Origin of the sequence: Bacteroides sp. (assembly GCA_036351255.1) — a bacterium.
Lineage (GTDB): Bacteria > Bacteroidota > Bacteroidia > Bacteroidales > UBA7960 > UBA7960.
In genome coordinates this window covers 119497-141475 of sequence record JAZBOS010000052.1, presented here as the reverse complement: position 1 = coordinate 141475, position 21979 = coordinate 119497, and the positions used below count along the sequence as shown (strand labels likewise).

Sequence of the window (21979 nt, the reverse complement as noted above, 5' to 3'; positions counted from 1 at the left end):
TGCTTTTTCTGTTTTATGAAACAGGCACCATGTGTGGCATAGCAGGTATTTTCTTTTTCAATGATTTTGCGCGGAGCAAGCCCAACGGGATGGTCCAGGCCCTGGAGCGGTTACATCTGCGGGGACCTGATAGCCGGGGCACCTATGCAGAGGGGAATGTGTGCCTGGGGCATACCCGTTTATCCATTATAGATACCACAGCCGCAGCCAACCAGCCTTTCAGTGATCCTTCGGGACGTTATACCCTGGTGTTTAACGGCGAGATTTATAATTTCCGTGCCCTGAAAGAGCAGCTGAAGCAAAAAAACATCAATTTCCGTTCGGAAAGCGACACCGAAGTGTTGCTTTTCTGGCTCATTGAAAAAGGGGCGGATGGGTTGAAGGACTTAAATGGGTTTTTTTCCTTTGGTTTTTACGACAGGCAGGAAGAGACACTTTTGGTGGCGCGCGACCGCTATGGGATAAAACCCCTGTTCTTTCATCAAAACGGGGAAAAGTTCCTTTTTGCTTCCGAGATGAAAGCCCTGCTCGCCATGGGAATACCAAAAATAATTGACAAAGCTTCACTTTCGGCTTACCTGCATTTAAATTACATACCGGGACCCTGGACTATTTTTGACAATGTCTTCAAACTCATGTCCGGGCATTACATAAAGTTAAGCCACAAAGGGATTGAAGAAAAAGAATATTACACGCTCCTGCCAAACCCCCTTGATCCTGAGAAAATCTCGTATGATAAAGCAAAGCAGACCTTACGGGAGAAATTAGCAGTAGCGGTCAGGAAACGCTTGGTGGCAGATGTCCCACTGGGTGCCTTTCTTAGCGGGGGCATTGACAGCAGCATTATTACCGCGCTTGCAGCCAAAGAGGTCAAAGGGCTGAATACCTTCTCCATAGGTTTCCGTGATGAGCCCTTGTTTGATGAAACCCATTATGCACGGGCCGTAGCAAAGATGCACGGAACAAATCATACGGAGTTCAGGCTTACCACAGATGATTTGCTGGGAAGTATTTTCGAAGTCCTGGATTATACCGATGAGCCCTTCGCTGATTCTTCGGCCCTTGCGGTATATATTCTAAGCCGTGAAACCCGGAAGAAGGTGACCGTAGCCTTGTCCGGCGATGGAGCTGATGAATTGTTTGCAGGCTATAACAAACACCGTGCAGAATGGAAGACACTGAACCCGAGTCTTCCTGAAAAGATGCTTTTGCCCTTGCACCCGCTTCTTTCGCGTCTGCCCCAGTCGAGAAACAGCTTCCTCCTGAATAAATTCAGACAACTCAACCGATTTACCAGCGGCATGAAGCTTCCGGCAACGGAAAGATACTGGCAGTGGGCAGGTTTCACACGGACCGTTGAGGTTTCAAAAATCTTTCTTATGGAAGGAGACACCACAATATTGGAAAAACGCAAGGAGCAGTGGTTAAAAAACCTTTCGCAGGGAGGTACCATCACCGGGGTCTTGCAGACCGACACCCAGCTTGTACTGCCTTACGATATGCTTACGAAGGTAGATATGATGTCGATGGCCAATTCCCTGGAAGTGCGGGTCCCTTTTCTGGATCACGAGTTTGTGGACTTTGTGTTTTCCCTGCCGGAAGCCTACAAGATAGACAGGAATGCCCGGAAAAAGATCCTTCGTGAGGCATTCAGGGATGAGTTGCCGCCAGAATTATTCAATCGGAATAAGCAGGGTTTTGAAGTACCCTTGCTTCGCTGGTTTCGCAATGAATTGAAAAGTCTGATCGAGGACGACCTGCTGGCTGAGCCACTGATTATCGAGCAGGGTATTTTCAACCTTCAGGAGGTTCAGCGCCTGATTCAGCAACTGAATTCAAGGAATCCGGGGGACGCTCCTGCAAGGCTATGGGGTTTACTGGTTTTTCAATACTGGTGGAAAAAGAATATGATCTAGATAAGTTTTTTTAATGGTTTAATCAAAATTTATTGTATTTTTGGCACATATATTTGCATAGATGATCAGGGTACTCCGGATACTTAACCGCTTCAACCTGGGTGGCCCCACCTACAACGCCGCCTACCTGACGCGATACCTTCCCGCTGAATTTGAGACCCTGCTTGTGGGAGGCAAAAACGACCCTTCGGAAAAGAATTCAGAATTTATCCCAAACCAGCTTGGCGTTACCCCTGTGATCGTCGAAACCATGCGCCGCAGTTTATCTCCGACACAGGACCTATCCGCCTTTCGCCAGATCAGAAAGATCATTCGGGAATACAAACCCCACATTGTTCATACGCATGCTTCAAAAGCAGGGGCGCTGGGACGCCTGGCAGCCAGAGCAGAAAAAGTGCCGGTAATCGTTCACACTTTTCACGGGCATGTTTTTGATGCTTATTTCAGCCACCTGAAAGCCGGTTTTTACAAAAACATCGAACGGTATCTTGCCGGGGTCAGCACAGGGATCATTGCCATCAGTGATATTCAGAAATATGACCTTAGCATTAAATACAGGATGTGTCCTGAAGAAAAAATCAGGGTCATTCCCCTGGGCTTTGACCTTTCACGGTTTCGCGAAGATCAGGAAAGAAAACGGATAGCTTTTCGTGAAAAATACCAGATAAAAGAAGATGAATTAGCCATAGGCATTGTAGGCAGGCTGGTACCTATTAAAAACCACAATTTGTTTCTGGAAGCCCTTCATATCTTAAGGCAAAAGAGCCAGGCCAAAATCAGGGCATTTATCATTGGCGATGGGGAGTCACGACAATCAATAGAAACGAAGGCCCGGCATTTGAATTTTGGTTTTGTGGATTGGCAAAAAAATCGGCGAACTGCTTTTCTGACTTTCACCGGATGGATCACAGAAATGGGTCAGGTGAATGCCGGGATGGACATCATTGCCCTCTGTTCGCTGAACGAAGGCACGCCTGTGAGCCTCATTGAGGCCCAGGCTGCCGGTAAACCCATTGTATCAACCAATGTGGGAGGGATTGGGAACATTGTTCTCCCTGGCGAAACAGCCTTGCTAACTAAAAGTTTTGATCCGGAGGAGTTTGCATCCCAGTTGTTATTGCTTGTGGAAAATGAAGCCCTCAGGGAGAAAATGGGCAGGGGTGGTTGGGAATTGGTGAGCCATAAGTTTCATTACCAGCGCCTGGTAAATGATACGGTTGAATATTACTATGAATTGCTTTCCGGAAAAGGAATAAAACCATAATAAGCGATACCATGAGTAATTATTTTATTCAAACTGACCACGCTTTTTTATAAATTTGTCCTTCTAATCGAAAAAACCCTCATGAAGAATCACTTTTTCCCCTTATTGTTTGTGCTGGTTTTCTCTTCGTGCAGTGTACTCAATCCCGAACAAATGTTACGAACGCCCCGGGATTATGAATACTCGGACCTGAATGACTTGTTGATAACCGATCAATACCGCCTTGCTCCCAATGATGAGATCAGTTTTCAGTTGTTTACCAATGACGGAGAACGCTTAATTGACCCCGTGACCATGCTGTCGAATCAAAACTTAAGACAGCAGCAACTAACCTACCGTGTTGAATATGACGGGACCATTAAGCTACCTGTTTTGGGCCGCACAACAGTTTCAGGGCTGACCACGCGTGAGGCAGAAGCCATGCTTGAGAATGCTTTCACAGAATTTTATAACAATCCCTTTGTGCAACTCCGGGTAGTCAACAACCGGGTCATAATTTTCCCCGGGGGGAGAGGAGGCACTTCCCGCGTTTTATACCTGGAAAACCCCAACACGACCCTTTTTGAAGCTCTTGCACAATCGGGTGGTATTGCCGACGGGAAATCCTCCAGGGTAAAGCTAATCAGGGGCGGCCCAGAAAACCCAAGGGTTTACCTGGTAAACCTTTCAACCATAGATGGGGTGAAGAATGCAAATTTAGTCCTCCAGGCCAACGATATCATTTACGTTGAGCCCCGCGAAAGGGTGCCCCAGCGTATCCTGGAGAATGTGACCCCATATCTCTCACTTATAACAACCGCACTATTGGTTTATTCCCTGTTCACCAATTAAACAATGGCTGGAGAACCTTTAAAAAAAATATCCGTTCTTAACGATGAGCTTGATGTAAAACTGTTTCTTTACATTGCTAAGCGAAACATTCTATTCCCCCTTGCCTTTATTGCCCTGGCCATTGGGGGGTCTTGGTTATACCTGCGCTATACGCCTCCCGTTTATCAAACCTCAGCTATTTTGCAACTGGGCGGACAGAACCAGACCAGCAGCATCCTTTCAACGGTAAACATTTACGAGGATGACATGGCCAAGCAAATCGAGCTAATTCGGTCTTCGGTTTTTCAACACAGGGCATTATCCCAACTGCCACTCGACGTAAGTTATTTCACAAAAGGCAGAGTGCTCAATTTCGAGCTTTACAAAAATGCCCCATTTCGTGTAGAAGCAAAGGTGAAGAACGGGTCATTATACGGGATCCCCATCAACATTGATTTTGTGGATCAGGAAAAAGTGGTGATCAATTACGAAATCAACGGTAAGGGTCCTCAGCGGCAAGAGTTTCAGTCTGGCCGGAGCATTTCCCTGGCCGATCTCGACATCAAGGTTGAAGTAGACAACCCCCGTATTTTCCAGGAGCAGCAAAGCGTTTTCACCAGGAACCCCTATTTCTTCGTGCTGAACAACCCGGAAACCGCAATCTCAAAATTCTCGCCGGACATCAAAATTAATGTCCTGAATGCTGCAGCTCGCACCATTTTGATCAGCCATACGGGAACAAACCCCCAGAAAGCTTCGGATATTGTGAATGCCATGGCTGAGGAATTCAATGTATTTGACCTGGAAAAGAAGGCGGAAAGTGCCAACAATATTCTTGAATTCATTGACCGTCAGCTAGACCTTGTTTTTGATGAGCTGGCCGGTTCAGAAATGGATCTGGATAGTTTCAAGAAGGAGCACAACATAGACGAGGCAACCATTACACCCTTGCCTGCCATTCACTCGCGCATTGGCGATTATGAGAACCAGATCGTCATGCTTGAAATGGAGGACAGGATCTATTCGGAGATAGAAAAAAGCCTCAACTCCGATGAGGACATTGACATTTATAAACTGATTGCTTTTCTTTCGGGCAGCGAATTCAGAGGCACTATTTCCAACCTGCTTCAGGCCTTGCAGGAACAACTGATGGAACGTGAAAAGTTATTGTATGAGGTGACCCCAAACAGCCGTCAGATAGAAGCCCTTGACTACCAGATAGGCATACAGAAACGAATGCTCATTGAGAGCATTGCGGCCTTGAAAAATAATATCCGTTCAAGAATAGAAGAGCTGGAGCAAAAAATCAATGATTTTGAATCGGTGCTCACTAACCGCGCCTCCCGGTACAATATGATTGAATTTAGCAGACTGCAGCGCGTATACAGCATTAACGAACGGTTCTACAATCAGCTTGTTGAAAAGAAAGCAGAATACTCCATCTCGAGGGCAGGTTTTGTTTCACAGAGCATCATCCTGGAACGTTCAAAGACTCCAACAAAACCCATATCGCCCATTGCCAGAAACGTTTACTTAAGCAGTTTGCTGGCAGCTATCTTCCTGGGGGCAGGGATTATCCTTTTGAAATACCTTTTCTATAACGAAATTCCATCGCTTCACGATATTCTGAAATATACTAATTCACCTGTCCTGGGGGTTATTCCCAAATACAAGAGTGAGATTCCCCCGAACCAGTTGCTGGTATTAAAAAAACCAAAATCGCTCATTTCCGAATCCCTGCGATCAATCCGGACCAATCTGCAGTTTATCAACAATGAACCCGGCAGCAAACTGGTAGCGGTCACCTCTACCATATCGGGTGAAGGAAAGACCTTTTTTGCCATGAACCTGGCGGGGATACTCGCCTTCAGCGACAAAAGGGTCATCGTGATTGACCTCGACATGCGTAAGCCCAAGATTCACCTTGGATTTAACACCGAAAACGTCAAAGGGGTCAGCACCATCCTTTCGGGAATTGACGAAATTGAGGATTGCATCAAACCCTCGCGGGTGAAGAACCTAGACTTTATCACGGCAGGACCGGTTCCGCCCAACCCATCCGAGCTTATCCTTACCCCAAAGATGGATCAGCTGGTGGCCTATCTTAAATCGAAATACGATTACGTCATTATTGACAACCCGCCGGTGGGTATCGTTACGGACGGTATGAAGAGCGTCCTGATGGCCGAGTATCCTGTATATATTTTCAAGGCCAATTACTCAAAACGGATCTTTATCCAGAACGTCAACCGCCTGGTATCGGAAAGCAACATTACCAATTTATCTATTGTTTTAAATGCGGTCGACAGGGAATACTCAAGTTACGGTTACGATAAGGGCTATGCCTATGGGTATTATGGTGGATACGGTTATGGCTACTATGAAGAATCGATGACCTCCAGCTCAAAAGGAGCTTCAATTTTTAAACGGATCAGAAAGAGAATAAAAAAATTATTCAAATAATGCATATTGAGGAAACGCCCTTCCGTGGTTTGTTAGTCATTCAGCCTAAAGTTTTTGGCGATGAGAGGGGTTATTTTTTTGAATCCTGGAATGAAGAAAGCTTTCAAAAGGCAGGCCTGGACGTGGCCTTTTCCCAAGACAACCAGTCTTCTTCTCAAAAAGGAGTAATCAGGGGCTTGCATTTTCAGGTACCCCCCTTTGAGCAAGGGAAACTGGTAAGGACCGTCCGCGGAGCAGTCATTGATGTTGTTGTGGATCTAAGAAAGGATGAGCCCACCTTTGGACAACATTTTAAACTAAGACTGGATGACCGCATGCATACCATGCTCTATATCCCCGCAGGTTTTGCCCATGGTTTTGTTTCCCTTGAAGAAAACACCATTTTCGTTTATAAATGCACCAAGGTATACAATAAGGAATGTGATAGCGCTTTGCGCTGGGATGACCCTGACCTGGGCATCGACTGGGATGTTGACACCCCTATCCTTTCCGATAAAGATCGGCAGGCTGGTTTTTTAAAAGATTTTGTGAGTCCCTTTTAATCTTGGAAAACCCAGAAGATAGATGAGCATTTACCTCGCCTTAATTTATTCAGTTTTTTTTGTGGCTGCCCTGGTATTTTCCCTGGTCATCAACGGCTTACTGCTAAAGTTCTCAAAAACCCTGGGCATCAGGAACAACCAGGAAACCATTATTCGCTGGAACTCTAAAGCAAAACCAGCCCTCGGTGGAATTTCCTTTTTTATTATTTTCCTTTTTTCCCTGATTAGCCTTTCACTGCTAAAAAATGATGCCAATGACTTTTCCAACCTAGGAACTTTTGGGCTGTTAGCAGCTGTTTCGCTTGGATTTCTTGTTGGCCTTTACGATGATGCCTATAACACTCACCCCTGGCTGAAATTTGCCGGGCAGCTGATGTGTGGTGTTTTGCTAATATTATCCGGCACCAATATCCAATTTTTTGGAAACGAATGGCTGAACTACCTGCTGACCCTCTTCTGGGTAGTGGGAATAATGAATTCCATAAATATGCTGGACAATATGGATGGAATTACTACTGTGGTTTCAATAAGCATTTTACTGGCTATTTTGGGCATTGTTTTGATGGGGCATGATTTTTCCAATCCCGTGATCATCATTTTGATCGGAGGCCTGGCGTCTCTGATTGGGTTCCTATATTACAACTGGAACCCTTCCAGAATGTATATGGGAGATACCGGGAGCCAGTTTCTGGGCATTTTACTTGCAGGTCTGGGGATTCTCTATTTTTGGAATGCTGTCGGTAGTGGAGATGAAGTAAGCCGGATGCCAAGGGTCATTATGGTAGCCATGGCCTTTGCCCTACCACTGATCGATACCACGACTGTTTTTTACAAAAGGATTTCGAAAGGGGGGAATCCTTTTGTGGGAGGAAAGGACCATACCACCCACCACCTCTCCTATCTGGGATTAAGCGACCGAAGAGTCGCCATCTTTTTCCTGGTTTTTTCCTTGATCTCAACAGTCCTTACCATTCTCATCAACCGCCTTGCACCTAAGTGGGAGCCTGTCTACTCCTACCTTTTTATCGCTTATCTTTCGGCCTTGTTTCTTTTTCTTTTTATTGTTGCCCTAAGGCCTCCGCCCGAACTTCCTAAAAGCTAACCCCAAACAATAGCTGGAATCCAGTCTCCTTATTTTCGGGCAGGTAATACATCCTGCCCCCCAGGTCAATGGGGCTGATAAACCGGAAGAAATGCATATTTCCGGTAAGTTCAACGCCCATTGAATTGAGGACATCTTTATTCACGTAGGAAGGACCCTCTTCAGGTTGAATCATCGTTTCTATATAGGCCCGGTCGATGAATAGATTGGCACTAATCCTTTTCAGATAGACAATGTAAGGAATGCTCAAATCGGGATACAAAATGGGGAAGGCATAATCAGCTGAAAACACGGCAACCTGATCATCGCGATGCCCGGTAATCCCCCTGGGGTAATTTATAAGATTGGAAAAACGGTAGTTTATGGTTTGCTCCACAGGGGTCCCTGAGATATGTTCCTGCCATCCTGCCGAAAGCCTCAAGGAATGATGACGAAGAATTCCCGGGAAGAACCCTGTAACTCTTGCGGAGAAAACACTGCCCATATCAGCTCCTGAAAATGGAGTGTGCCGGTAATTGACATCAACGACCTGGGCCCAACGAGGCCTGATATCCCTTTGTACAGATCTTTGCTGACGATAGGCATAGAAGCGATACTCCATCGACCGCATATTATTCCTCCGGAAAAAGTCCGGGCTGCTATTGGTTGCGCCCACCTGGGTAAAAGCCATTCTGACCAGCGGGCTGACCCCATAATACCATTCATAATGTCGGAAAGACAAGGGAAGGCTCAGGCCCACCTTCAAAGCATTCTCCCGATAGTGAAAAGGAATCATATCGTTTCCCTGTTGGTACTGTGCACGCCTTAAACCTGTCCCTGCGAAAAAGTTCAGAACCGGATACCAGCCCTCGTAACTGTAGTTGATAGAATAGGTCCCTACCTCTTCATTCAGGTCATAATCATATCCTAAAACGGCAACCGAAGTGCTGAGTACATCCTGGAAATAGAGTGCTGCTCCGGGTTTCACATCCAGGTTTCCGGCATCGATGTATGCGGGCGACCACGAATGCAGGTTGAAAAGGTTCGGGAATTTATAATACGGTTTTATTTCCCTTTCATTTCTTGGAATATGGCTTTGAGTCACCAGGGCACCTTCCTGATCTCTGAGGGCAGCGTGGAATTTCAGGGAGTGATCAACAACTTTTTCCAAAGAATGAAAAGCTTCAGCGGTCATCTCTTCCCTTTTGGCAACCACATAACCACCAGCTGTGTATTCTGACCAGAAAAGGTTAGGTATGCCGGGCTGAAGTACTGCATCCCTTGCGCCGTACTTTGAAGAAACTACCTGGCCAACGGTGCCGGTTTCTGGATTTAAGAGGAAAATCCCTTCAAGTCCAGAAAAGGCCCCGTTAAACAGGATCTCACCTTTTTCAGTAAAGGAAGGTCTTGAAATCTCAGTATATCCAGCGTGAAAAACTGTGAAGAAGTCACCGGTATACATATCCCCGGCAACAATCCTTTTCCCGGATTCATCCAGGGCAATGGCCAGCAAGGTACGGTTATCAGGGTGCCAGGCAGGGGTCATTAAAAAATCATTGGCAGGGGTTGTCAAGCGGCTAATCTCTTGGCCGCTTGCAGCATCAAGGACCACCAATGCATATTCATTCTTATCGGTAACCTCTGCAACGGCAATCTTTGTTCCATCAAAAGAAATGGCAGGTGCAAAGAAACGCGTCCTGCGGGTTAATCTGCTGTGCTTCAGTGTTTCAAGATCGTAACAATGCACCTCCGACCAGGAACGGTGTTCCCATCGGGGATCTGTGCGTTGCTCACTCCATACGATTTTACCGCTCCCTGCTGAAAAGCCATGGGCATTGATCAATCCGGGTGAAAACAGGACTTCTTCCTCACCCTCACGACCAATGGAAATAACCTGGGGTATCTTCTCAAAACCTGTCTTCAGTGCAACGAGAAGGGTGTCATTGACAAAGGAAGGATAACGGTAATCGGCATAAAGCTTATTGGGTGGACTGATGATTTCCAGAGGCGTCACTTCATTGCGCCGGTCCTGAACCCTCCATGCCGAATCCAGCGCCTCAAAGGTTTGCCTGTAATGCTGGGCATCGTTTACTCCTGCATATTTTTTTAAACTATGGGAAAAGGGAAACAGGGGATGTGGTTTCCTTCCAACATTGGTCAGCACCTTATCCCAGATGTCAACCCCATAATTTAACCTTCCAGCGGTAACTAACTGATACCCCAGTTCATAGTAATTAGGCACATAATCCTTGAACGATCCAAAGAATGCTTTATCGAACGAATACCGGCCTTTTTCAATGACCTGTGCCCTAAGGCCCTGCTCAAAAGAAGGCAAACGGCCGCGACCGCTATTGGAGAGTCCGGTTTCAACAGCAACGGCATCTCCTTCAGCAAACCACATGGGAACAAATAATCCAAATACCGCTCCAGGCGCCTGCTCTCCGATCAGGAAGGAAAGAAAGCGTGTGGCACCCTGGTTTAGCTTATCAACCTGAACGATGTGTCTGAATTCGTGTACAGCTAGTTGTTCCAGCCAGTCGTGCGAATAGTTGTTCTGAGGGGGATTGGAGAACATCTCCAGGCGGCGCGGAGCCCAGGAAACAAAACCATTTGCCACAACGGTCTGGTTGTGAATGATAACGGGCACCTTCCTGGGCCGGTGGCCAAGGGTTCGGGTACCCACCTCATAGGAATACTCTAGCGCATCGGATAAAAAAGCCCCCTGCTTTTCAAAATCTTCAGGAAAGATGACCTGAAAATGCTCGGTCTGGATCTGTTTCCACTTCAGGGAAGCTGGATCCTGGCCCCAAATAAAATACTGGCCAGAACCAAGCATTGGCAAAGACAATAAAAAGAAAAAAACAATCATCCGGTTATATGAAGTCGTACCCATTGAGACGTCTTGCTTTTATTTTGAATTGATTATTTCTACTGCATCCTTTGCTCAAAAAACTGCCATAAGGTTTCATCTGGCACAGGCGCAATCAAATGTATCCATTCCTTTTTAACCGGATGAATAAATTTAAGTTCCCTGGCATGCAAGTGGATGCTGCCATCGGCATTACTGCGATCAGCCCCATACTTCAGGTCGCCTTTTATCGGGCATCCTATGGCTGCAAACTGTGCCCTGATCTGATGATGCCGCCCCGTCAGAAGTTCCACTTCCACCAAAGTATAATGGTCGCCCTGCATCAACACCTTATATATCATTTCAGCTTTCTTGGCACCCGGAGCTTCAGCATTCACAACGTAGGATTTGTTCTGCTTCTCGTTTTTCCTGAGAAAATGAATGAGCTTCCCATCGGTCTCGGGGGGAATGTTTTTCACTACCGCCCAGTACTTCTTTGAAACATCCCTGGTTTTCAGCATTTCATTCATCCGGGCCAAAGCCTTGGATGTGCGTGCAAAGATCACCAGTCCACTGGTAGGACGGTCGATGCGGTGAACCACCCCAAGAAATACGTTGCCAGGTTTCTGGTACTCAGTTGCAATGTATTCCTTGGCAGTTTCCACCAGGGGCTGATCACCTGTTTTATCACCCTGCACGATTTCTGAGGGCAATTTGTTAAGCACCAGGAGGTGATTATCCTCGAAAAGAATCCTGCTGGTCAGGTCGGACTGGTCTGTTGACATCAAATAATGATTTTATGATTGGTAAGAAGGAACAGCTTTCCTTCACCCTATCAAATTTAAGAATTGTTTCGCATACCTGTTTGCGGAAAAAGAAAACCGCAACCTCCATTTGTTAAAGTCAGGGAAGGTTGCGGTGAAACCTATGCTTTTCAGTTTGTTAGAATGGCCAGAAGTTATTATCATACCAAACCTTTTCGGTTAGCTCCTTGTTAAGTTCAATGAGCATTTTATGGTGTCCTTTCTCCCAGTCAGCCAGCCACTCATATAGTTCTTTCTCATTGGGATCGTTGGCTTCTTTAGCCCTGGCGGAATAAACCTCGATGGATTTTGTTTCCATGTCGATGGCGGCGGAAATGGCGGCCGCCTCAAAGCCTGCGCCTGAAATATCCTTCTTAACCTTTTCAGAAAGAATCATATTGGCAATGGCATCTTCACCCGTAGCCTCTTCAAGGCTTAGTTTATCAAACTTGCCGCTTTTCTGATAGCTCACAAATTGTTTTGAAAGAAAATCAATGTGAAGCTGTTCTTCTTTGGCCATGATGTCAAAGATCTTGCGGACGTCATCACTCTTGGTTTGCCCGGCAACCATGGCATAAAGCGATTTGCCACGGCTTTCCATAATAATGGCCTGTTTCAGAATGCCGGTTACCTTATTACTTTCCATTTTTTCTTTATTAAGATTTTAAATGAATTATCCTGAAGCAAATATAGTTTTTTTCTCTCAAGAATGGGCATTTATGACCCTGTGCTTTCAAATTATCACCCATGGGGCGGCAAAAAAATGTAAATTTGATGTTTAATTTTCAGGATATGCAGTGGAACATTGAACAGGCGATTACCAATCTCTTTGAATCGTGGCAAAACCAGAAACCTGACCGGATAGCCCCCCTGGCACCCTCGGGATCAAACCGGAAGTATTTCCGGATATATTACCAGGATAAAACCTGTATTGGAGCCTTTAACCCTGACATTCGCGAGAACAATGCTTTTTTAACCCTCTCCCACCATTTTGAGAAGTTGGGGCTCCCTGTTCCAGAGGTTTTTACCAGAGATGCTGATGGTTTATGCTACCTGGTTTCTGACCTTGGTGATACAACCCTTTTTTCCCTCTTGCCACACGACCCAGCCGTAAAAACATTCAACAATCAAACGATGGATCTTTACCGGAAGGCGCTCGATTGGCTGCCAGCTTTCCAGGTAAAGGGCAAACAAGACCTTGATTTCAGCATTTGTTACCCCCGTCATGCTTTCGACAGGCATTCAATGATGTGGGATCTCAATTATTTTAAATACTATTTTCTTAAAATCTCTGGCATCGGATTCGACGAACAGGAACTGGAAGATGACTTTGAACGGTTTACCAAGCATCTGGTAAGTGTGCCATCCGAATTCTTCCTGTACCGCGACTTCCAGTCAAGAAATATCATGATTGTTGAAGGGGAGCCTTATTTTATAGACTACCAGGGTGGCCGCAAGGGTGCCCTGCAATACGATGTGGCCTCCCTGCTTTTTGACGCCAAAGCCAATATCCCTTTTGAACAGCGCCAGGTGCTGCTCGACTATTACGTTGAAAGCCTCAACAAATGGGTTTCTTTTGACCAGGCCCTTTTCAAAAAAACCTTTTACGACTTCGTAGTGATGCGCATCCTCCAAGCCCTGGGGAGTTATGGTTTCAGGGGCGGGGTTGAGAAAAAAGCCTTGTTTTTGCAAAGCGTGCCTTATGCCCTGAAGAACTTGCGCTGGCTCGCTGAAATGGATTTCCTCCCAAAGATCACCCCACATCTTAGCAGCATCATCGAAAAAATGGCCGCAACAGCTCCTTCTGATATACTTCCCCAGCCTGCAAAAGGGCTTACGCTTCATATCCGGAGCTTCTCCTACAAGAACGGCATCCCGGCGGATGAATGGGGAAATGGCGGGGGTTTTGTTTTCGACTGTCGCGCCTTGCCCAATCCAGGCAGGGAAGATAAGTTTAAGCCCTATACGGGGAAAGACGAACCCGTTATTCGTTTTCTTAAAAAGGAAGACAGCGTGGCTGATTTCCTGGGGAACATCAGGAACATTACTGGAAATGCGGTAAATAACTACCTTGAACGGGGATTCAACAACCTGATGATTAACTTTGGCTGCACAGGGGGACAGCACCGTTCGGTTTATTGCGCTGAAGAATTGGCAAAATACCTGGGAGAAAAATACGATGTCAACATCGACCTCAAGCACCGGGAAGCCCATAACTGGCCCAAAAGCAACTGATGTATGGCAAGATTGTCCTTTCAGGCTTTTTTGGGAAAAAACACTGATACCAATAGAACGATTACATCTGAAATAAGAACAAAGATATTGACCCTGGAAAAATTGCCTGGAAAATAAATTCATTTTCTATTGAGCTATGGGAAAAAAGAAACGTTGCAAAGGTCTGGATGAAAAAGCGGGAAAAGAAAAATTCCGTTGCAAGAAATGCGGATTGAAAGCAAGCAAGGAAAAACACCTCTGCAAACCTGAGGGGAAATAAATTCAAATGTATCTGAAAGGACCCTGGAAATGAAAGCGATGATCTTCGCTGCAGGGATAGGAAAACGCCTGCATCCCATTAGTGAACATACCCCCAAAGCCCTTGTGGAAATTGGGGGCAAACCAATGCTTCAGCGGCTGGCTGAAAAACTGATACCACTTGGGGTTAGCGAAATCGTTGTTAACATTCACCACCACGCTGAAAAAATGCAGGCGTTCATTGCACAATTAAATTATCCGGGAGTAAGCTTCATCCTCTCTGATGAGACGAGCCAGTTGCTCGACACGGGCGGGGGATTACTGAAAGCCAAAGATCATTTGACAGGCGAGGGACCGCTTATCCTGCACAATGTAGACGTGCTTTCCGCCATTGACCTCCGGGAAATGCTGGATTTCCATACATCACAGGGGGCACTGGCAACACTTGCTGTATCCCAAAGAAGTACTTCCCGTTATTTCCTTTGGAACAACAACCACCTTGCAGGATGGGAGAATATCAATACGAATCAAAAAATTCTCTGTGATCACAAACCCGGACAGGAGCCGGAGCCTAAGGCATTCAGCGGCATTCACATCATACAGCCGGCACTGCTTAACCTGATCGTTGAGCAGGGGATATTTTCCATCAACGAGGTATACCTCAGGCTGGCCAGTCAGCACCCAATCCTAGCCTTTGAGCACGATCCGGCATACTGGGCCGATATTGGAACCCCTCAGAAGCTGGCCCATGCAGAAGCTATGTTTGCCAGCCATCCGGATCTATTCTGATTTCAATCCCTGCAATAATTCTTTGATTTTCCTAAAGAGGTTTCAGTAAAACTGAGTAATTTGCCATCCTAAACAGAAACCGGCCCAATCCTTATGCAAAGTTTTCTTGAAGAAGTTGCGGTTCACGTCCTTGAGAAATATGGCAGCAATACTGGAGATATCTGCCTGGTAACCCCTAACCGGCGGGCAGGGCTTTTCCTGCGCAAGCACATCGCCAAAAGGGTTACCCAGCCCACCTGGTCTCCTGCCTTCCTGAGTATTGAGGACTTCGTAAACCGGATCAGCGGTTATCAGGTGGCTGATAACCTGAGCCTGATGTTTCATTTTTATCATGTTTATCAAACCATTGAGGGGGATAAAAGCGACCCCCTGGATGAGTTCCTGCGCTGGGGCAGCGTCCTGCTCAGGGACTTTGATGAAATTGATTCATCCCTTGAGAACCCTGACGAGCTGTTTACTTACCTGGTCGATATCAAGTACATTGAAACCTGGAATCCAGAAGGCTTAGCGCTTAGTGAATTCCAGAAAAACTACCTCTCCTTCTTCGAAAAGTTCAAACTCTACCACAAGGCTTTCATCGCTTACCTTAAGGAGAAAAATCTTGCATACCAGGGAATGTCATACAGGAAGGCGGCAACGCTTCTCAAAGAAAATCCCCGCCTTTTTCCGTATGAAAAAGTAATCTTTGCCGGCTTCAATGCCCTCAACCAGGCTGAAGAAAGCATTATTAACAGCCTGGTTAAGGACGGCCTGGCTGAGATCTTAAGCGATTCCGATCCCTATTATGAGGACAATCCTCAGCACGAAGCCGGGCATTTCATCAGGAGATACCGAAAAAAATGGGACATTCCCCTCAACAAAGAGAAAGCATCCTGGTTTAGCACACCCAAAAAGATTCAGGTGCTGGGAATTGCCCGCGACTTAAACCAGGCTCAGCTGGCAGGCAATATCCTCGATTTCCATTCAGACCTCGTAATGGATGAGCAGACTGCCATTGTGCTGGCCAACGAAAACCTTTTGCTACCCGTCCTGAATGCCCTACCCGAAAAGGCTGCCGCCATCAACATTACGATGGGTTATCCCCTGGTAAAAACCAACCTGTTTGGATTCTTTGAAGCAATCATCCAGTTATACCTCACCGCTGACCGTCTGAAAACCACCCTCGAGGGTAAAGCGCCATCGTTTTATTACAAGGATTTATTGCGGCTGTTATCCAATCCCTGTGCTGCCATATTGTTTGAGATGCATTCGGGCCAGGCAAATCTTGACATCCTGATCCAGAAGATCAGCCTTTCAAACAAGATATTCTATAAGTATGAAGACTTCACCCACCTTGAAGAAATTGAAACTGGGTTTCCGGATTTATTCCATTTCCTTTCACAAAACTGGCTCACGGCTCTTGACGAAATCATCCCTGTCTTTCGAAGCCTGAGCGATAAACTTGACCAGGCATTTCGTCAAAAAGCAGACCAGGCATTCGGGAGTCTGCAGCAAAGCCCTTTCTTCATAGATTTCGAGGCCCTGTATTATTTTGGAAGGATACTTTCAAGGATGGAAACCGTTTTGGACGAGGGGAAAACAATACGCACCCTCCGGATCTTCTGGCAGATCATCAAACAATCGGTGTCTGAAACCCGGATGGCTTTCTCAGGGGAGCCTGTGCAAGGCCTCCAGGTGATGGGAGTGCTCGAAACCCGCAACCTCGATTTCAAAAACATCATTCTTTTGTCAGCAAATGAAGATGTTTTACCCAAATCAAAAACAAGCAATTCGTTTATCCCCTTTGAGGTAAAAAGAAAGTTCGGGCTACAAGTAACCGCTGACCGGGATTCGGTTTACGCATACCATTTCTATCGCCTGCTGCAGCGGGCTGATAATGTTTTCCTCATCTACAATACCGAGTCAGGCGGTATGGGAAGCAATGAAAAAAGCCGCTTCATCACCCAGATTGAGCACGAGATCAAGTCGTATAATCCTGACATTGAACTCCACAACCAACTGGTGAGCCTAAGGCCTTCGATTAAAACGGGCACCCAGGAGATCAGCATCCCAAAAACGCCAGAGATCCTTGAACGTCTGAAGCAAATGGCTGCCCGGGGGCTTTCCCCATCCGCTCTGAACACTTTCATTCGCTGTTCGCTGAAGTTTTACCTTGAAAAGGTGGCCCGCCTCAGGGAAGCCGAAGAAGTGGAAGAAACCATTGAGGCCAGCACCCTGGGGAATGTCGTCCACGGGGTCCTTGAAGACTTGTATTTCCCACTGACCGGACAAGTCGTTAAACCCGAACACATTTCTGCCATGCAGGATCAGGTCGAGGCAGCGACAATTCACCGTTTCAGAAAACATTATCCGGATGGAGAAATCACCAGCGGGAAAAACCTTTTGCTTTTCAACCTGGCCAAACGATATGTTGAGAATTTTCTGAAAGCCGAAGCCTCTCTCATTTCCAATTACAAGCAGCGTGGCCTTTACCTCACCATTCTAAATACGGAAGGCGTTCTGCAGGGGAGCATACAGGTAATGGCCGATGGCGAATGGATGGATGTGACGATCGCTGGAAAAGCCGACCGCATCGACCGACTGGGTTCAACAGTCCGGGTGGTGGATTACAAGACCGGCAAAGTGGAGGCGAGCGACCTGAAGATCAAAAGTTTTGACGAACTGGTTGAAGACGTTAAATATGAAAAGGCCTTCCAGGTACAGGCCTATGCCTGGCTTTACCGCCAGATGAATCCGGATGTACCAGAAGTAGAATCAGGCATTTTCTCGATGCGCAATCTCAAACCCGGCTTCCTCAAATCAGAAGTGGATGCCAGTATAATTCAGGAAGGCGTGAACCCGGAAACAGCATTCCAGGAGCAGCTTGAGAAATTAGTCAGCAGAATGCTGGAACCAGAAGAGCCATTTATGCAAACGCCCAACGAAGACAATTGCAAATACTGTCCTTTCCAGGCGCTCTGCGGCCGCTTTGAAAGCTAAAGAAAGAAGGCAAAAATCAAGCCAAAAGCTTCCTGGCCTCAGCAAGAACTTTATCCAGCCCATCCGGGTTTTTGCCGCCAGCCGTGGCAAAGAAGGGCTGTCCCCCGCCACCGCCCTGAATGTGAGCGGCCAGTTGCCTGACAATATTTCCGGCATGAAGCCCTTTGGATTTCGTCAATTCTTCGGAGATCATCACCACGATACCAGGTTTGCCATCACTGACATATCCCAGCACCAGGAAAAAATTATCGACCTTTTCCTTTATGGAATAAGCCAGATCCTTGGCCATTTTAGGATCCAAATCCACTTTCTGCGCAATGAAATTCACCGCTCCCACTTTTTCAGCCTTGGCAACGATCTCTTCCACCATTAGGCCGGCCTGATCCTTTTGCAGGGATTCAATCTTTTTCCTGAGCATTTCATTCTGCTCAAGCAATTGTTCAATGGCCTGAACAGCATCTTTGGGGTTTTTAAGCATGGCCTTCAGGGTATCAAGCTCCCTGATCTTCTGGTTGACGAAGCTTTCGGCTTCTTCGCCCGTAATGGCTTCCACCCTCCTGATACCCGCTGCTATGGCGCCTTCCGAAACAATCCTGAACAGGCCAATTTGTCCGGTTGAATGGGCGTGAGTTCCTCCGCAAAGTTCAGCAGAAAAACCCTTGTCAAAGGCAACAACCCTTACCTTGTCGCCATACTTTTCTCCAAACAAGGCCACTGCTCCCATCTCCTGCGCTTCTGCCATTTCCATTTCGCGGTGTTCCTCCTGGAAAATATTCTCACGGACCTTAGCATTCACAATCTGCTCCACCCGCTCAATCTCCTCCTGGGTCATTTTCGAGAAATGGGAGAAATCGAAACGCAGCCGTTCTTCATTCACCAACGAACCTTTCTGTTGCACGTGCTGGCCCAGGACTTCTTTCAGGGCAGCGTGGAGCAGGTGGGTTGCGGTATGGTTGTTGGCCGTTTGTTGTCTTTTCTTTTCATCCACCCTGGCCACAAACCGATCCGGCAGTTTCCCGGGAAGCGCCTCTGCAATGTGAACCACCAGGTTGTTCTCTTTCTGTGTATCAACAATTTCAATCCTGACCCCATCGCCATCAAGGAAGCCGCGGTCACCAACCTGTCCGCCCGATTCTGCATAAAAGGGCGTTTGATCGAGCACCAGCTGAAAATATTTCCTTCCTTTGGAATTGACTTCACGATATTTTACCAGGTTCACTTCAGCTTCCAGTTCATCATAGCCCAGGAAACGGGTTTCCCTGGCAAGGGGTGTGATCTCAATCCAGTCGCCTGTTTCAATGGTGGCTGCCGCACGGCTGCGTTTCTTTTGCGCTTCCATGCCCGACTGGAACCCTTCCATATCAACATCCCAGCCGTGTTCACGAGCCATAAGGCGTGTCAGGTCAATGGGGAAACCATAGGTGTCAAACAATTCGAAAGCAAACTGACCGTCGATAATCTTCTTTTCCGGATTTGCCGAAAGGTATTGTTCAAATTTATGAATACCCACCGAAAGGGTCCGCAGGAATGTACTCTCCTCCTCAGCGATTACACGCTTAATGAGATCCTGCTGGGCTGCAAGTTCGGGGAAAGCCTGCCCCATATGCTCTACCAGCACCGGCACCAGCTGATGAACGAATGGCTCGCGGAACTCAAGGAAAGTATAGCCGTAGCGAATGGCCCGCCTGAGGATTCGGCGAATGACATAGCCAGCCTTGTTGTTCGAGGGGAGCTCGCCATCGGCAATGGCAAAAGCAACCGCCCGCAGGTGGTCGGAAACCACCCGCATGGCCACGTCGCTCATCTTCCCCTGCCCGTATGGAATGCCAGCCATTTCAGCAAGCTTGTGGATGTAAGGCTGAAATACATCCGTATCGTAGTTCGATTTCTTTCCCTGCAGGGCCATGCAAAGGCGTTCAAATCCCATGCCCGTGTCAACGTGTTTGGCGGGGAGGCCTTTCAGCTCGCCGTTATTCAGGCGGTTAAACTGAATGAACACCAGGTTCCATATCTCCACCACCAGGGGATGATCGCTGTTGACAAGTTCATTGCCCGAAATGGCCTTCCGCTCCGCTGCATCACGAAGGTCAATGTGAATCTCCGAACAGGGGCCACAGGGACCGGTGTCGCCCATTTCCCAAAAATTATCCTTTTTTGAGCCAAACAGGATACGGTCTTCCGGCACAATCTCCTTCCAGAAATCAAAGGCCTCGTGGTCAGGCTCAAGTCCGTCTGTTGGGTCTCCACCAAAAACGGTTACATACAAGCGATCCTTCTCCAGGCCAAGCACATCCGTGAGCAGTTCCCAGGCCCAGGCAATGGCTTCCTTCTTGAAATAATCGCCAAAGCTCCAGTTGCCAAGCATCTCAAACATCGTGTGGTGATAGGTGTCGTGCCCTACCTCTTCCAGGTCATTGTGCTTACCCGAAACCCTGAGGCATTTTTGAGAATTAGCCACCCTAAGATGTGTTGCAGGAGAATTCCCCAAGAAAATATCCTTGAACTGGTTCATCCCTGCATTGGTAAACATTAAGGTCGGATCATTTTTTATGACCATTGGGGCCGATTTAGCGATGAAGTGTCGCTTGGAGGCAAAGAAATCGAGAAAAGCCTGGCGAATCTGTATGGAGTTCATTGATAATGAGCCTGTTTTAAAGAAATTTTTATATATTTTTTTGAAGGTCAAACCGCAAAATTAATTTAATTTTCCGTAGTTTTGCAACATCCTTTCAAAGGCTGCGTTGTTACTTTCACATAATCAAAGCAATAAGCCTTAATTAATAAAAATCCCTTCAGAAAGAAACTACTCAACTCATGAGTAAAAAAGTTAAGTATCAATTTAACACCAAGTCCCTGGCCGTTGAAAAAGTCCATGAAACTTTCTGGGATAAGCTAAAGGTATTTTTAAGGATCGTTTTTGCGGGGATGGTGTTTTCAGTTATCGTTCTCAGCATTGGCTATACTTTCTTTGACTCCCCCAAGGAGAAAAAACTGCGTCGTGAAATTGATCAGTACAAAACCCAATACCAGATCATTAATGACCGCCTCGACATTCTAAACTCTGTCATTGCGGATATCCAGGAACGCGACGATCACATTTACAGGGTTATTTTCGAAGCCGAACCCATTCCCCGTACCATAAGAGAAGCAGCCTTTGGTGGAACTGACCGCTACAGCCATCTCGAAGGTTTTGACAACAGTGAACTGGTATCCTCAACCATGGAACGCATTGACCGGATATCAAGGCAACTGTACGTACAGTCGCGCTCCTACGACGAAGTGTTTGAAATGGCCAAGAATAAAGCCGACATGCTTGCCTCCATTCCTGCCATCATCCCCATAGCTAAAGGAACCGAGCGCCTTGTTTCTGGTTTTGGATATCGAATCCACCCCATTTACAAATCCCTGCGCATGCATACAGGCGTTGACTTTACTGCACCTACGGGAACACCCATTTACTCCACTGGCAATGGTGTGGTTAAACGGGCCTTGCGTAATAATTCGGGATATGGCCTGATGGTCGAAATTGACCACGGTTATGGTTATACGACCATTTATGCCCATTTGAGCCAGATCAAAGTCCGTCCCGGGCAAACGGTAAAACGAGGTGAAATCATTGGCTTGGTTGGCAATACCGGCCTTTCCATCGGGCCCCACCTGCATTATGAGGTGGTCAGGAACGGGAAAAAGGTTAACCCGGTAAATTATTTCTATAACGACTTGTCGCCTGAAGAATTCGAAATCATCTTTGAGGTGGCTTCACGGGTAAACCAGTCGCTTTCCTAATCGCATATTTTCAGGCATGAAAAGCAGGCCAGGGACGCATCCCCCGGCCTGCTTTTTTATTGTTCCCGGGAAGCCCGCCTTCTCCCATAAAAACACTTATCCTCAATGGATAAGGAGGGAAAAGAATCCAGACTACTAACGCTCCCCCACAGCTCCAAGGCCGGTTTCTTCATCAGGTTCCTATTCTCGGTTGACCATTGATCCCCTTCTTCCAATACCCGTTTTC

14 protein-coding genes are annotated in these 21979 nt (G+C 46.8%); 10 read left to right on the top strand and 4 right to left on the bottom strand.

Going from position 1 to position 21979, the window contains the following annotated elements:
• Positions 1 to 29: 29 nt before the first annotated feature.
• The 6 genes from asnB to V2I46_04935 all read left to right on the top strand — a co-directional run bounded on the left by asnB (position 30) and on the right by V2I46_04935 (position 8097).
• Positions 30 to 1916, top strand: a complete 1887-nt coding sequence (gene asnB / locus V2I46_04960; protein MEE4176841.1) for an asparagine synthase (glutamine-hydrolyzing) — start codon at positions 30 to 32, stop codon at positions 1914 to 1916.
• Positions 1917 to 1977: 61 nt separating this feature from the next.
• Entirely contained in the window at positions 1978 to 3180 is a 1203-nt protein-coding gene (locus V2I46_04955) for a glycosyltransferase (protein ID MEE4176840.1), read from the top strand.
• 81 nt (positions 3181 to 3261) lie between these two features.
• A complete protein-coding gene (locus V2I46_04950) occupies positions 3262 to 4011 on the top strand; it encodes a polysaccharide biosynthesis/export family protein (protein ID MEE4176839.1) in 750 nt (249 codons plus the stop codon).
• A gap of 3 nt (positions 4012 to 4014) precedes the next feature.
• On the top strand, positions 4015 to 6453 hold the full coding sequence (locus V2I46_04945) for a polysaccharide biosynthesis tyrosine autokinase (protein MEE4176838.1): 2439 nt from the start codon (positions 4015 to 4017) through the stop codon (positions 6451 to 6453).
• A complete protein-coding gene (gene rfbC, locus V2I46_04940; protein MEE4176837.1) occupies positions 6453 to 6995 on the top strand; it encodes a dTDP-4-dehydrorhamnose 3,5-epimerase in 543 nt (180 codons plus the stop codon). Before V2I46_04945 ends, rfbC begins: the two co-directional genes overlap by 1 nt.
• Positions 6996 to 7017: 22 nt before the next feature.
• The gene (locus V2I46_04935; GenBank protein ID MEE4176836.1) at positions 7018 to 8097 is read left to right on the top strand and encodes an MraY family glycosyltransferase; all 1080 of its coding nucleotides are present in this window, start codon (positions 7018 to 7020) and stop codon (positions 8095 to 8097) included.
• On the opposite strand, the gene V2I46_04930 is transcribed toward V2I46_04935, so the two are convergent.
• The 3 genes from V2I46_04930 to V2I46_04920 form a co-directional block, all read right to left on the bottom strand.
• Positions 8087 to 10969: a hypothetical protein gene (locus V2I46_04930; protein MEE4176835.1), complete on the bottom strand. Its 2883-nt coding sequence runs from the start codon at positions 10967 to 10969 to the stop codon at positions 8087 to 8089. The two genes, V2I46_04935 and V2I46_04930, sit on opposite strands and share 11 nt — an antisense overlap.
• Before the next feature lie 35 nt (positions 10970 to 11004).
• Complete coding sequence (locus tag V2I46_04925) at positions 11005 to 11709, bottom strand: RluA family pseudouridine synthase (protein ID MEE4176834.1); 705 nt, start codon at positions 11707 to 11709, stop codon at positions 11005 to 11007.
• 157 nt (positions 11710 to 11866) lie between these two features.
• Complete coding sequence (locus V2I46_04920; protein MEE4176833.1) at positions 11867 to 12373, bottom strand: ferritin family protein; 507 nt, start codon at positions 12371 to 12373, stop codon at positions 11867 to 11869.
• Positions 12374 to 12501: 128 nt separating this feature from the next.
• Between V2I46_04920 and V2I46_04915 the strand changes: the two genes are divergently transcribed.
• The 3 genes from V2I46_04915 to V2I46_04905 all read left to right on the top strand — a co-directional run bounded on the left by V2I46_04915 (position 12502) and on the right by V2I46_04905 (position 17967).
• Positions 12502 to 13962 carry an RNase adapter RapZ gene (locus tag V2I46_04915; GenBank protein MEE4176832.1) on the top strand — a complete coding sequence of 487 codons (1461 nt, stop codon included), beginning with the start codon at positions 12502 to 12504 and terminating at the stop codon, positions 13960 to 13962.
• Positions 13963 to 14250: 288 nt separating this feature from the next.
• On the top strand, positions 14251 to 14988 hold the full coding sequence (locus tag V2I46_04910) for a sugar phosphate nucleotidyltransferase (protein MEE4176831.1): 738 nt from the start codon (positions 14251 to 14253) through the stop codon (positions 14986 to 14988).
• Between the two features lie 93 nt (positions 14989 to 15081).
• On the top strand, positions 15082 to 17967 hold the full coding sequence (locus tag V2I46_04905; GenBank protein ID MEE4176830.1) for a PD-(D/E)XK nuclease family protein: 2886 nt from the start codon (positions 15082 to 15084) through the stop codon (positions 17965 to 17967).
• A 16-nt stretch (positions 17968 to 17983) separates the two neighbouring features.
• On the opposite strand, the gene alaS is transcribed toward V2I46_04905, so the two are convergent.
• Positions 17984 to 20602, bottom strand: coding sequence for an alanine--tRNA ligase (alaS, locus tag V2I46_04900; protein MEE4176829.1), 2619 nt, complete (start codon positions 20600 to 20602; stop codon positions 17984 to 17986).
• A gap of 179 nt (positions 20603 to 20781) precedes the next feature.
• On the opposite strand from alaS, the gene V2I46_04895 reads away from it, so the two are divergent.
• Positions 20782 to 21753: a M23 family metallopeptidase gene (locus V2I46_04895; protein MEE4176828.1), complete on the top strand. Its 972-nt coding sequence runs from the start codon at positions 20782 to 20784 to the stop codon at positions 21751 to 21753.
• Positions 21754 to 21979: the final 226 nt, after the last annotated feature.

What these genes read in the sequence shown, in the direction of transcription:
- V2I46_04915 (MEE4176832.1), top strand. Translation starts at nt 12,502, where the DNA reads ATGTTTAATTTTCAGGATATGCAGTGGAACATTGAACAGGCGATTACC.
- rfbC (MEE4176837.1), top strand. Translation starts at nt 6,453, where the DNA reads ATGCATATTGAGGAAACGCCCTTCCGTGGTTTGTTAGTCATTCAGCCT.
- V2I46_04925 (MEE4176834.1), bottom strand. Translation starts at nt 11,709, where the DNA reads ATGTCAACAGACCAGTCCGACCTGACCAGCAGGATTCTTTTCGAGGAT.
- V2I46_04945 (MEE4176838.1), top strand. Translation starts at nt 4,015, where the DNA reads ATGGCTGGAGAACCTTTAAAAAAAATATCCGTTCTTAACGATGAGCTT.
- V2I46_04920 (MEE4176833.1), bottom strand. Translation starts at nt 12,373, where the DNA reads ATGGAAAGTAATAAGGTAACCGGCATTCTGAAACAGGCCATTATTATG.
- V2I46_04950 (MEE4176839.1), top strand. Translation starts at nt 3,262, where the DNA reads ATGAAGAATCACTTTTTCCCCTTATTGTTTGTGCTGGTTTTCTCTTCG.
- V2I46_04935 (MEE4176836.1), top strand. Translation starts at nt 7,018, where the DNA reads ATGAGCATTTACCTCGCCTTAATTTATTCAGTTTTTTTTGTGGCTGCC.
- asnB (MEE4176841.1), top strand. Translation starts at nt 30, where the DNA reads ATGTGTGGCATAGCAGGTATTTTCTTTTTCAATGATTTTGCGCGGAGC.
- V2I46_04895 (MEE4176828.1), top strand. Translation starts at nt 20,782, where the DNA reads ATGAGTAAAAAAGTTAAGTATCAATTTAACACCAAGTCCCTGGCCGTT.
- V2I46_04910 (MEE4176831.1), top strand. Translation starts at nt 14,251, where the DNA reads ATGAAAGCGATGATCTTCGCTGCAGGGATAGGAAAACGCCTGCATCCC.
- alaS (MEE4176829.1), bottom strand. Translation starts at nt 20,602, where the DNA reads ATGAACTCCATACAGATTCGCCAGGCTTTTCTCGATTTCTTTGCCTCC.
- V2I46_04930 (MEE4176835.1), bottom strand. Translation starts at nt 10,969, where the DNA reads ATGGGTACGACTTCATATAACCGGATGATTGTTTTTTTCTTTTTATTG.
- V2I46_04905 (MEE4176830.1), top strand. Translation starts at nt 15,082, where the DNA reads ATGCAAAGTTTTCTTGAAGAAGTTGCGGTTCACGTCCTTGAGAAATAT.
- V2I46_04955 (MEE4176840.1), top strand. Translation starts at nt 1,978, where the DNA reads ATGATCAGGGTACTCCGGATACTTAACCGCTTCAACCTGGGTGGCCCC.